The sequence below is a fragment of the Pseudomonas benzenivorans genome (assembly GCF_033547155.1).
Taxonomy (GTDB): Bacteria; Pseudomonadota; Gammaproteobacteria; order Pseudomonadales; family Pseudomonadaceae; genus Aquipseudomonas; species Aquipseudomonas benzenivorans_B.
In genome coordinates this window covers 4349771-4361595 of record NZ_CP137892.1, presented here as the reverse complement: position 1 = coordinate 4361595, position 11825 = coordinate 4349771, and the positions used below count along the sequence as shown (strand labels likewise).

At 69.8% G+C, this 11825-nt stretch carries 10 protein-coding genes and 1 tRNA gene; 7 read left to right on the top strand and 4 right to left on the bottom strand.

Annotated elements, in window-relative coordinates; all coding sequences use genetic code 11:
* Positions 1 to 31: 31 nt before the first annotated feature.
* On the top strand, positions 32 to 1210 hold the full coding sequence (locus SBP02_RS20140) for an acyl-CoA dehydrogenase (protein WP_318644173.1): 1179 nt from the start codon (positions 32 to 34) through the stop codon (positions 1208 to 1210).
* 78 nt (positions 1211 to 1288) lie between these two features.
* A complete protein-coding gene (locus SBP02_RS20135; protein WP_318644172.1) occupies positions 1289 to 2512 on the top strand; it encodes a CaiB/BaiF CoA transferase family protein in 1224 nt (407 codons plus the stop codon).
* A gap of 6 nt (positions 2513 to 2518) precedes the next feature.
* On the opposite strand, the gene SBP02_RS20130 is transcribed toward SBP02_RS20135, so the two are convergent.
* From SBP02_RS20130 to hmpA, 3 genes are read right to left on the bottom strand one after another with little or no spacing between them, the layout of a single operon-like run.
* Positions 2519 to 3709: an NnrS family protein gene (locus SBP02_RS20130; RefSeq protein ID WP_318644171.1), complete on the bottom strand. Its 1191-nt coding sequence runs from the start codon at positions 3707 to 3709 to the stop codon at positions 2519 to 2521.
* The gene (locus SBP02_RS20125; protein WP_318644170.1) at positions 3696 to 3950 is read right to left on the bottom strand and encodes a transmembrane sensor/regulator PpyR; all 255 of its coding nucleotides are present in this window, start codon (positions 3948 to 3950) and stop codon (positions 3696 to 3698) included. The genes SBP02_RS20130 and SBP02_RS20125 overlap by 14 nt, the downstream gene beginning before the upstream one ends.
* A gap of 30 nt (positions 3951 to 3980) precedes the next feature.
* On the bottom strand, positions 3981 to 5162 hold the full coding sequence (gene hmpA / locus SBP02_RS20120; RefSeq protein ID WP_318644169.1) for an NO-inducible flavohemoprotein: 1182 nt from the start codon (positions 5160 to 5162) through the stop codon (positions 3981 to 3983).
* 195 nt (positions 5163 to 5357) lie between these two features.
* Here hmpA and norR point away from each other — a divergent pair, with 195 nt between their 5' ends.
* From norR to arsJ, 4 genes are all read left to right on the top strand, one after another.
* A complete protein-coding gene (gene norR, locus SBP02_RS20115) occupies positions 5358 to 6914 on the top strand; it encodes a nitric oxide reductase transcriptional regulator NorR (protein WP_318644168.1) in 1557 nt (518 codons plus the stop codon).
* Between the two features lie 94 nt (positions 6915 to 7008).
* Positions 7009 to 7365 (top strand): metalloregulator ArsR/SmtB family transcription factor, encoded by a 357-nt coding sequence (locus tag SBP02_RS20110; RefSeq protein ID WP_318644167.1) that lies wholly within the window; start codon positions 7009 to 7011, stop codon positions 7363 to 7365.
* Between the two features lie 28 nt (positions 7366 to 7393).
* Complete coding sequence (locus SBP02_RS20105; RefSeq protein ID WP_318644166.1) at positions 7394 to 8398, top strand: ArsJ-associated glyceraldehyde-3-phosphate dehydrogenase; 1005 nt, start codon at positions 7394 to 7396, stop codon at positions 8396 to 8398.
* 176 nt (positions 8399 to 8574) lie between these two features.
* Positions 8575 to 9795 (top strand): organoarsenical effux MFS transporter ArsJ, encoded by a 1221-nt coding sequence (gene arsJ / locus SBP02_RS20100; protein WP_318644165.1) that lies wholly within the window; start codon positions 8575 to 8577, stop codon positions 9793 to 9795.
* Between the two features lie 64 nt (positions 9796 to 9859).
* Here arsJ and SBP02_RS20095 read toward each other — a convergent pair.
* A tRNA-Arg gene (locus SBP02_RS20095) sits at positions 9860 to 9936 on the bottom strand.
* Positions 9937 to 10296: 360 nt separating this feature from the next.
* Here SBP02_RS20095 and gabD point away from each other — a divergent pair.
* On the top strand, positions 10297 to 11745 hold the full coding sequence (gene gabD / locus SBP02_RS20090; protein WP_318644164.1) for an NADP-dependent succinate-semialdehyde dehydrogenase: 1449 nt from the start codon (positions 10297 to 10299) through the stop codon (positions 11743 to 11745).
* The last annotated feature ends 80 nt before the right edge of the window (positions 11746 to 11825 follow it).

The window sequence follows — 11825 nt, the reverse complement described above, 5'->3', positions numbered from 1 at the left end:
GCTTCACCGACCCGACTCGAGGTGTTTCCCCATGGCCAAGGCAAGCTTCAACTGGATCGACCCGCTGCTGCTCGACCAGCAACTGACCGAAGAAGAGCGCATGGTGCGCGACAGTGCCCAGCAGTTCGCCGCCGACAAGCTGGCCCCCAGGGTGCTGGAGGCCTTCCGCCACGAGCACACCGATCCGGCGATCTTCCGCGAGATGGGCGAAACCGGCCTGCTCGGCGCCACCATCCCCGAGGCTTACGGCGGCAGCGGCCTGAACTACGTGAGCTACGGCCTGATCGCCCGCGAGGTGGAGCGGGTCGACTCCGGCTACCGCTCGATGATGAGCGTGCAGTCCTCCCTGGTGATGGTGCCGATCTTCGAGTTCGGTAACGAGGCGACCAAGCAGAAGTACCTGCCCAAGCTGGCCAGCGGCGAGCTGATCGGCTGCTTCGGCCTGACCGAACCGAACCACGGCTCCGACCCGGGCGCCATGGTCTGCCGGGCGAAGAAGGTCGAGGGCGGCTACCGCCTGTCCGGCAGCAAGATGTGGATCACCAACAGCCCGATCGCCGATGTGTTCGTGGTCTGGGCCAAGGACGACGCCGGCGAGATCCGCGGCTTCGTCCTGGAGAAGGGCTGGGCCGGCCTCTCCGCCCCGGCCATCCACGGCAAGGTCGGCCTGCGTGCGTCGATCACCGGCGAGATCGTCATGGACAACGTGTTCTGCCCCGAGGAAAACGCCTTCCCCGAGGTGCGCGGTCTCAAGGGGCCCTTCACCTGCCTGAATTCCGCCCGCTACGGCATCAGCTGGGGCGCCCTGGGCGCCGCCGAGTTCTGCTGGCACACCGCCCGCCAGTACTGCCTGGACCGCCAGCAGTTCGGCCGCCCGCTGGCTGCCAACCAACTGATCCAGAAGAAACTGGCCGACATGCAGACCGAGATCACCCTGGCCCTGCAGGGCTGCCTGCGCCTCGGCCGGATGAAGGACGAGGGCACGGCGGCGGTGGAAATCACCTCGATCATGAAGCGCAACAGCTGCGGCAAGGCCCTGGACATTGCCCGCCTGGCCCGCGACATGCTCGGCGGCAACGGCATCAGCGACGAGTTCGGCGTGGCCCGCCATCTGGTCAACCTGGAGGTGGTCAACACCTACGAGGGCACCCACGACGTGCATGCGCTGATCCTCGGCCGCGCCCAGACCGGCATCCAGGCGTTCTTCTGACGCCCGATGGGTTACGCCGCTCTGCGGCCAACCCACCCTGCGTCCGTTGCCGTTTCCAGCTCTTCACGAGGTCTACCCATGTCCGGCGCCCTGTCCCATATCCGTGTACTCGACCTGTCCCGCGTACTCGCCGGGCCCTGGGCCGGGCAGATCCTCGCCGACCTCGGCGCCGAGGTGGTCAAGGTCGAGCGCCCCGGCACCGGCGACGACACCCGCCACTGGGGCCCGCCCTACCTCAAGGACGGCCAGGGCGAGAACACCAGCGAGGCGGCCTATTACCTCGCGGCCAACCGCAACAAGCAGTCGCTGACCCTGGACTTCACCCAGGCCGAGGGCCAGCGCATCGTCCGCGAGCTGGCGGCCAAGGCCGACATCCTCATCGAGAACTTCAAGGTCGGCGGCCTGGCCGCCTACGGCCTCGACTACCAGAGCCTCAAGGCGCTCAACCCGCGGCTGATCTACTGCTCGATCACCGGCTTCGGCCAGCATGGCCCCTACGCGAAGCGCGCCGGCTACGACTTCATGATCCAGGGCCTGGGCGGGTTGATGAGCCTGACCGGGCGCCCCGAGGGCGAGGAGGGCGCCGGCCCGGTCAAGGTCGGCGTGGCCCTGACCGACATCCTCACCGGCCTGTATTCCACCGCCGCCATGCTCGCCGCCCTGGCCAGCCGGGAGCAGACCGGCGAGGGCCAGCATATCGACATGGCCCTGCTCGACGTGCAGGTGGCCTGCCTGGCCAACCAGGCGATGAACTACCTGACCACCGGCACGCCGCCCCGGCGCCTGGGCAACGCCCACCCGAACATCGTGCCGTACCAGGACTTCCCCAGTGCCGACGGCGATTTCATCCTCACCGTCGGCAACGACGGCCAGTTCCGCAAGTTTTGCGAGGTCGCCGGCCTGACGGCTTTGGCCGACGACCCGCGCTTTTCCACCAACCAGTCTCGCGTGGCCCATCGCGCCGAGCTGATCCCGCTGATCCGCCAGGCCACGGTGTTCAAGACCACCGCCGAATGGATCGCCCAGCTGGAGGCGGCCGGGGTGCCCTGCGGGCCGATCAACGACCTGGCCCAGGTGTTCGCCGATCCCCAGGTGCAGGCCCGCGGCCTGCGCGTCGAGTTGCCCCACCCGCTGGCCGGCAGCGTGCCCCAGGTGGCCAGCCCGATCCGCCTGTCGGCCACCCCGGTGCAGTACCGCAACGCGCCGCCGTTGCTCGGCGAGCACAGCGAACAGGTGCTGCAGCGCTGGCTCGGCCTGGACGCCGAGCAGGTCGCCGCCCTGCGTCGGGCCGGGGTGGTCTGAGCCGTCTCAGCCCGGCTGGCCGTCGACCCGCGGCTGGCAGAACAGGCCGGCGTAGTGGCGCAGGAACAGGGCGAAGCCCAGCAGCCAGCAGGCGCCGGATAGCCACAGCCCGGCGGCCGGCAGCCAGGGCGCCAGCAGCACCCGCAGCAGGGCCGCCAGTTGCAGGCTGGCGAAGGCCCAGGTCATGGCCGGCGCCGGCTGCAGCGGCCGGCCGGTGTGGCCCAGGCTGACCCGCGCCAGCATCGCCAGGATCATCCCGCCGACCGCGCCCACCGCCAGGGCGTGATAGCCCAGGCTGGCCTGCGGCTGCAGGCCCAGGTGCCAGAGCGCCAGACCCAGTGCGGCCAGCGCCAGCCAGGCATAGGCCAGGTGCAGCGACCACAGCAGTGGCACGCGCCAGATGCCGGGGGCATACCAGCGCCGCAAGCGCAGGCCGTGCAGCAGTGCCAGGGCCAGCAGCGGCACCGCCAGCCAGGGCCGTGGCTGCAGGCCCAGGCCGGCGGCCAGCAAGGCGGCGATCAGCAGCGACAGCAGCAACACCAGCAGGTCCAGGCGCGGCTGCGACGTCGTGGCCTGCGCCTTGCCCTGCCCGCGCTGGGTGAAGAAGGGAATCACCCGGCCGCCGATCAGCCCGACCAGGCTGCCGATCAGCCACAGCCCGGTGAGCGCGCCGCGCCGCTGCAGGGCCTCGTCGCCCAGGGCCAGGCCCTGGAGCAGCAGGTACTCGCAGGCGGCGAGGGCCAGCAGCACGCCGACTATGGGGTAGTTGCGCCGTTGCCGTGCCGCCCACAGCTGGCGGCCGAGCAACAGGGCCAGCAGCGGCAGAAAGGGCAGTTGCAGCGCCAGCAACAGCGGCAGCGGCGCCCCGCCCAGCCAGGCCAGGCGCGCCGCCAGCCACAGGCCGAACAGCGCCGCCAGTGGCCGTCCGGCCAGGCCCGGGCGGCCGGTCCAGTTCTGCACGGCGGTCAGCAGGAAACCGGCGATGATCGCCACGCCGAAGCCGAACGGCAGCTCGTGGCGGTGCCAGGCCAGGCTGCCGCCGACCGGCTGCCAGGCACCCAGCCAGCCCTGCAGTGCGGTCAGCCACAGGCCCAGCGCCAGCACGGCGAAGACCGCGCCGCCGAGGAAGAAGGGGCGAAAACCCAAACGCCAGAGCGGCGCGATGGCCAGCGCCTGAGCGCGATCATGCAGCAGCACAGCAGGGGCCCTCCAAGCGCTTGAGACGGTGCTGCGCCGCCAGGCGCAGCACATAGCCGAGCTTGAGCAGACTCGGGCCGAGGATCACCAGGCTGTGGGCGGCCACCTGAGCGGGCAGGCCCAGGTGGACGTCCAGGCCGTAGGCGCCGAACAGGCCGGCCAGCAGCAGCGCCAGCCCGCCGCCGAGCAAGCGGTTGGCCAGGCGCAGCGCCCATTCGGGGCAGTCGAACAGAGTCATCATGCTTGCCTCCCGGGCCTTGGGCCCCTTGGCTTAACTGTCCAGCGCGGCGGCCGGGCCGAAGAACTCGTAGTGGCTCTGGCTCGCCGGCACACCCAGTTCGTGCAGATGGCGCTTGACCATCGCCATGAACGGCTTGGGCCCGAGGAAGTAGGCGTCCAGGTCGCGTTCGGCCGGCAGCCACTCGGCCAGCTGCTCGCGGCTGAGCAGGCCCTGGGCGTCGGCCGCGTCGCCCTCGCGCGGCTCGCTGTAGCACACGTAGTGTTTGAGCTGCGGGTGCTCGATGGCCTGGCCCGCGATCCAGTCGCGGAAGGCGTGCACCCCGGCGTGGCGCGCGCAGTGGATGAAGTGGATCGGCCGGCCACTGCCGCGCGCCGCCTCGAGCATGCTCAGCGCCGGGGTGATGCCGACGCCGGCGCTGATCAGCACCAGCGGCTTGCTCGACGGCCGCAGCACGAAGTCGCCGGCCGGGGCGAACAGCTCCAGGCGCTCGCCGACCTGCAAGCGGTCGTGCAGGTAGTTCGACACCCGCCCGCCGGGCTCGCGCTTGACGCTGATGCGGTATTCGCGGCCGTTGCCCAGGGCCGACAGCGAATAGTTGCGGCGCAGTTCCTCGCCGTCCAGCAGCAGGCGCAGGCCGATGTACTGCCCCGGCTGGAAGTCCAGCAGCGCGCCGCCGTCCTCCGGCGCCAGGTACAGCGAGACGATCTCCTCGCTCTCTGGCACCTTGCGCGCCAGGCGGAAGCCGCGGGCACCGCGCCAGCCGCCGGGGGCCTCGGCATTGGCGGCGTAGGCCTTCTCCTCGGCGCCGATCAACAGGTCGGCCAGCTGGCCGTAGGCGGCGGCCCAGGCGTCGAGCACCGCGTCGGTGGCGATCTCGGCGCCGAGCACCTCGCGGATCGCCCGCAGCAGGCAGCTGCCGACTATCGGGTAGTGCTCCGGGAGGATCTGCAGCGACACGTGCTTGTTGACGATCTGCCCGACCAGCGGGCCGAGGGCCTCGAGCCGGTCGATATGCCGGGCGTACATCAGCACCGCGTTGGCCAGGGCCCGTTGCTGCTGGCCGCTGGCCTGGTGGGCCTGATTGAACAGCGCGCGCACCTCGGGGTATTCGGCGAACATCAGCTGGTAGAAGTGGCGGGTCAGGGCCTCGCCGCCGCTTTCCAGCAGCGGTACCGTGGCTTTGATCAGGGTGCGGTGGTGGGCGGTGAGCATCGGCAGCTTTCCTCTGGGGCGGGGGCGGCGCCTGGCGCAGTGGGCCGGGGCGTGCGCCGCGTGATAACGTGGTTGCACCTGGGTTATCGCAGGACTCGTGCCAGGTTTAATTTCCTTATATTTCAACTAGTTAAATATCAGGCTGTCATAATGACAGCGAGTCGTGGCGAGTCTTAATGACTCGATGTGGTCCTTATGACAGCAAATGCCCTGCTCACCGCGTTGATCCCGCTGGTCGCCGACCTGTCCCGCGAGTTGCCCGAGGCCGAGCGCTACCGGCGCCTGCTCGAGGCCCTGCGTCAGTTGTTGCCCTGCGATGCGGTGGCCCTGCTCAGGCTCGACGGCGAGGTGCTGGTGCCGCTGGCGGTCGAGGGCCTCAGCGCCGACACCCTCGGCCGGCGCTTCAAGCTGGCCGAGCATCCGCGCCTGAAGGCCCTGCTGGAGCGCCGCGGGCCGACCCGCTTCGCCGCCGACTGCGGCCTGCCCGACCCCTACGATGGCCTGGTGGAGGGCCACCAGGGCCAGCTGGAAGTGCACGACTGCCTGGGCTGCCCGCTGTACCTGCAGGACCGCCCCTGGGGCCTGCTGACCCTGGATGCCCTGGACCCGGCGCGCTTCGGCAGCGTCGACCTGGACAGCCTGGCCGCCTTCGCCAGCCTGGCCGCCGCCACCGTGATGGCCAGCGAGCGGATCAACGGGCTGTTGCGCCGGGTCGAGGACGAGCACCGCCTGGCCGAGGTCTACAAGCAGGCGGCCGATCAGCATCCGGCCCGCGAGCTGGTCGGCCAGAGCGCCGCGCACAAACGGTTGCTGCAGGAGATCGCCCTGGTCGGCGACAGCGAGCTGACGGTGCTGATCGGCGGCGAAACCGGGGTCGGCAAGGAGCTGGTGGCCGAGGCCATCCACGCCGCCTCGCCACGGGCCCAGCGCCCGCTGATCAGCCTGAACTGCGCCGCCTTGCCCGACACTCTGGTGGAGAGCGAGCTGTTCGGCCACGTGCGTGGCGCCTTCTCCGGGGCGCTCAGCGAGCGCAGCGGCAAGTTCGAGCTGGCCGACGGCGGCAGCCTGTTCCTCGACGAGGTCGGTGAACTGCCGCTGGCGGTGCAGGCCAAGCTGCTGCGGGTGCTGCAGAGCGGCCAGCTGCAGCGGGTCGGCTCGGACCGCGAGCACCGGGTCAACGTGCGGGTGCTGGCGGCGACCAACCGCGACCTGGCCGAGGAGGTGCGCGCCGGGCGCTTTCGCGCCGACCTCTACCACCGCCTCAGCGTCTACCCGCTGCGGGTGCCGGCGCTGCGCGAGCGGGGCCGCGACGTACTGCTGCTGGCCGGATTCTTTCTCGAGGAGAATCGCGCGCGCCTGGGGCTGCGCAGCCTGCGCCTGGGCGGCGATGCGCAGAAGGCCCTGCTGGCCCACGACTGGCCGGGCAACGTGCGCGAGCTGGAGCACCTGATCGGCCGCGCCGCGCTCAAGGCCCTGTCGGCCTGCGCCGAGCGTCCGCGCATCCTCAGCATCGACGCCGCGGCGCTGGACCTGCCCAATGGCCAGGGTCCGGGCGATCTGCCCGAAGCGCTCACGCTGCCGACGCAGGTCCCCGCCGGTCTGCCGCTGCGCGCCGCCGTGGATGCCTACCAGAAGCAGCTGATCGGCGCGGCCCTGGCGCGCCACGCCAACAAGTGGGCCGAGGCCGCCCGCGAACTGGGGGTGGACCGCGCCAACCTGCTGCGCCTGGCCAGGCGCCTGGGCCTGAGGTAAGCGGGCGCGGCTTTACTTTATATATGGCTATCCATATATTCGGACGTCCATATATACCGTCGGCGATAGCCGCGCCGCACTCTGCGAGGGCGCCATGCACGAACCCCTGACGCCGCCGGCCCTGTTCAAATGCCTGGCCGACGACACCCGCGCGCGCCTGATGCTGCTGATCGCCGGCGAGCAGGAGCTGTGCGTCTGCGAGCTGACCTGCGCCCTGGGCGAGAGCCAGCCGAAGGTCTCGCGGCACCTGGCTCAGCTGCGCGGCGCCGGCCTGCTGGCCGACCGGCGCCAGGGCCAGTGGGTCTATTACCGCCTGCATCCGGAGCTGGCGGACTGGGTGCGGGCGCTGCTGCACGGCACCCTGGCCGCCAACCGGCCCTGGCTGCGCGCCGCCGAACAACGCCTCGCCGCCATGGGCGAGCGCCCCCAGCGGCTTTCCGCCTGCTGTTAATTCCGTCCCGTCCATACGAGAGAACGACATGAGCATCAAAGTAGGTATCAACGGCTTCGGCCGCATCGGTCGCCTCGCCCTGCGCGCCGCCTGGGACTGGCCCGAGCTGGAGTTCGTGCAGATCAACGACCCGGCCGGCGATGCCGCCACCCACGCCCACCTGCTCAATTTCGACTCGGTGCACGGCCGTTGGCAGCACGAGGCGGGCAGCGACGGCGACTGTCTGCTGATAGGCAACAAGCGCATCCCGGTCAGCGCCAACAAGGCCATCGCCGACACCGACTGGAGCGGCTGCGACCTGGTGATCGAGGCCAGCGGCAAGATGAAGACGGTGGCGGTGCTGCAGGCCTACCTGGAGCAGGGCGTGAAGCGCGTGGTGGTCAGCGCCCCGGTCAAGGAAGCCGGCGCCCTCAACGTGGTCATGGGGGTCAACCAGGACCTGTTCGACCCGGCGGCGCACCGCATTGTCACCGCCGCCTCCTGCACCACCAACTGCCTGGCCCCGGTGGTCAAGGTGATCCACGAGGCACTGGGCATCCGCCACGGCTCGATCACCACCATCCACGACCTGACCAACACCCAGAGCATCCTCGATCAGCCGCACAAGGACCTGCGCCGCGCCCGGGCCAGCGGCATGAGCCTGATCCCCACCAGCACCGGCTCGGCCACGGCGATTGCCGAGATCTTCCCGGAGCTGCGCGGCAAGCTCAACGGCCATGCGGTGCGCGTGCCCCTGGCCAACGCCTCGCTGACCGACTGCGTGTTCGAGGTCGAGCGCGCCACCACGGTGGAGGAGGTCAACGCCCTGCTCGCGGCCGCCGCCGCCGGCCCGCTCAAGGGCATCCTCGGCTACGAGGAGCGGCCGCTGGTGTCCATCGACTACCGCAGCGACCCGCGTTCCTCGATCATCGACGCCCTGTCGACCCTGGTGATCGGCGGTACCCAGGTCAAGCTGTACGCCTGGTACGACAACGAGTGGGGTTACGCCAACCGCACCGCCGAGCTGGCCCGGCTGGTCGGCCTGGCCGGCTGATCGCGATCCCCGGCGCCGGCGCACCGATTGTGGGGCCGGCCGCCGTGCGGCCCAGCCTACGGTGGCCCCGCAGGATAGGGCGAGGGCAACGACAGCCCTCGCCCCAGCTACAGGTTCGTAGGATGGGTTGAGCGCAGCGATACCCATCGTAACTGCCCATGCACAGGACGCCTTGAATGCACGCCTTGTCCCGCCTGGCCCCCGAGGTCCGCCAGTACCTGCTGGTGACCGGCAACTACTGGGCCTTCACCCTCACCGACGGCGCCCTGCGCATGCTGGTGGTGCTGCACTTCCACGGCCTCGGCTACTCGCCGCTGCAGATCGCCGCGCTGTTTTTGTTCTACGAACTGTTCGGCGTGGTCACCAACCTGGTCGGCGGCTACCTCGGCGCGCGCCTGGGCCTGAACCGCACCATGAACCTCGGCCTGGCCCTGCAGGTGTTGGCCCTGCTGATGCTCACCGTGCCCGGCGCCTGGCTGGGCATGGCCTGGGTGATGGCCGCCCAGGCGCTGTCGGGGATCGCCAAGGACCTCAACAAGATGAGCGCCAAGAGCGCCATCAAGCTGCTGGTGGCCGATGGCGGCCAGGGCCGCCTGTACCACTGGGTGGCGCTGCTCACCGGCTCGAAGAACGCCCTCAAGGGCGTCGGTTTCTTCCTCGGCGGCGCCCTGCTGGCGCTGCTCGGCTTTCGTGGCGCGTTGCTGGTCATGGCCGCCGTGCTGGCGCTGATCTGGCTGGGCAGCATCTTCAGTCTCGGCCGCGACCTGGGCAGGGCCAAGGCCAAGCCGAAGTTTCGCGAGCTGCTGTCCAAGAGCCGGGCGATCAACGGCCTCTCGGCCGCGCGGCTGTTCCTCTTCGGCGCCCGCGACGTGTGGTTCGTGGTGGCGTTGCCGGTGTACCTGAGCACGGCGTTCGGCTGGGACTTCTGGCAGGTCGGCGGCTTTCTCGCCCTGTGGGTCATCGGCTACGGCCTGGTGCAGACCCTGGCGCCGCGGGTCACCGGCACGCGCCGCGGGCGCCTGCCCGACGGCCGCGCCGCCTGTGCCTGGGCCCTGGCCCTGGCCGGGCTGCCGGCGGCCATCGCCCTGGGCCTGCAGGGCGGGCTGCCGGCCGAGGCGGTGCTGCTGGGCGGCCTGCTGGCCTTCGGCGCGCTGTTCGCGGTCAATTCCTCGCTGCACAGCTACCTGATCGTCAGCTATGCGCGGGAAGACGGGGTGTCGCTGGACGTCGGCTTCTACTACATGTCCAACGCCCTCGGCCGCCTGCTCGGTACCCTGCTCTCCGGCTGGGTCTACCAGGCCCAGGGCCTGGCGGCCTGTCTGTGGATCTCCGGTGCCTTCGTGCTGCTGGCGGCGCTGATCTCCCTGGTCCTGCCGCGGCACGCCACGGACGGCTAGAGAGCGAATCCCTGCCGCAGAACGACAAAAGGCCCAGGTTTTCACCTGGGCCTTTTGCTTGAGATGGCGCATCCGGCGGGATTCGAACCCACGACCCCTGCCTTCGGAGGGCAGTACTCTATCCAGCTGAGCTACGGATGCGTTGCGGGGCGCAATCATACGCATCTGGCCGGCGGGCGTCCATGCCGGGCGTCGTTCGCGATTCTGCACGGAGCCCGGGCACCACGCTGGCTCTCAAGGCCGGCGACAGCTGGCTCTATGGTGCGTTAATTTTTTCGAACAGCCTATTGCCCTTTACCCGTGGCACCCCTAGGATTCGTTTGAGATTTCAAACGCTCAGGGTGAAACTGTGTGGAACCCTGTGCGCCGTTTGCCGTCCGAAGGCGGAACAGGCCGAGGGCACCGCCATTGGCGGCGTAACGAGCATAAACTTTTCGATGGGCGCAGGCCCCCAGCAACAACCGTCCGACGCCCGGGTGTCGGGATTTGAAGGAGACTGCCATGCAACTGAAAGACACCCAGCTGTTCCGCCAGCAGGCCTATATCGACGGCCAGTGGCTGGACGCGGACAGCGGTCAGACCATCAAGGTCAACAACCCGGCCACCGGCGAGATCCTCGGCACGGTACCGAAGATGGGCGCCGCCGAGACCCGTCGCGCCGTCGAGGCCGCCGACCGCGCCCTGCCGGCCTGGCGCGCGCTGACCGCCAAGGAGCGGGCGAACAAGTTGCGCCGCTGGTTCGAGCTGCTGATGGAGAACCAGGACGACCTCGGCCGCCTGATGACCCTGGAGCAGGGCAAGCCGCTGGCCGAGGCCAAGGGCGAGATCGCCTACGCCGCCTCCTTCATCGAGTGGTTCGCCGAGGAAGCCAAGCGTGTCTACGGCGACGTGATTCCCGGCCACCAGCCGGACAAGCGCCTGATCGTGATCAAGCAGCCGATTGGCGTCACCGCCGCCATCACCCCGTGGAACTTCCCGGCGGCGATGATCACCCGCAAGGCCGGCCCGGCCCTGGCCGCCGGCTGCACCATGGTGATCAAGCCGGCCTCGCAGACGCCCTTCTCCGCCCTGGCCCTGGTGGCCCTGGCCGAGCGCGCCGGCATTCCCAAGGGCGTGCTCAGCGTGGTCACCGGCAGCGCCGGCGAGGTGGGCGGCGAGCTGACCAGCAACCCCATCGTGCGCAAGCTGTCGTTCACCGGCTCCACCGAGATCGGCCGCCAGCTGATGGCCGAATGCGCCCAGGACATCAAGAAGGTGTCCCTGGAGCTGGGCGGCAACGCGCCCTTCATCGTCTTCGACGACGCCGACCTGGACAAGGCGGTGGAAGGCGCGCTGATCTCCAAGTACCGCAACAACGGCCAGACCTGCGTCTGCGCCAACCGCATCTACGTGCAGGACGGCGTGTACGACGCCTTCGCCGAGAAGCTGGCCGCCGCCGTGGCCAAGCTGCAGATCGGCAACGGCCTGGACGAGGGCACCACCACCGGCCCGCTGATCGACGAGAAGGCCGTAGCCAAGGTCCAGGAGCACATCGCCGATGCGCTGGGCAAGGGCGCCAAGCTGCTCGCCGGCGGCAAGCCCCATGCCCTGGGCGGCAGCTTCTTCGAGCCGACCATCCTCACCGAGGTGCCGCTGAGCGCCGCGGTGGCCAAGGAGGAGACCTTCGGCCCGCTGGCGCCGCTCTTCCGCTTCAAGGACGAGGCCGAGGTGATCGCCATGTCCAACGACACCGAGTTCGGCCTGGCCTCCTACTTCTATGCCCGCGACCTGGGCCGGGTGTTCCGCGTGGCCGAGGCCCTGGAGTACGGCATGGTCGGCATCAACACCGGGCTGATCTCCAACGAGGTGGCGCCGTTCGGCGGGGTCAAGGCCTCCGGTCTGGGCCGCGAGGGCTCCAAGTACGGCATCGAGGACTATCTGGAGATCAAGTACCTCTGCCTGGGCATCTAAGCGCGACTAGGCTCCACGGGGCGACGCAGCCCCTGGGGGTGTAGAGACATTATTTCCTGTGACCGGGAGGGCTGCAGCAG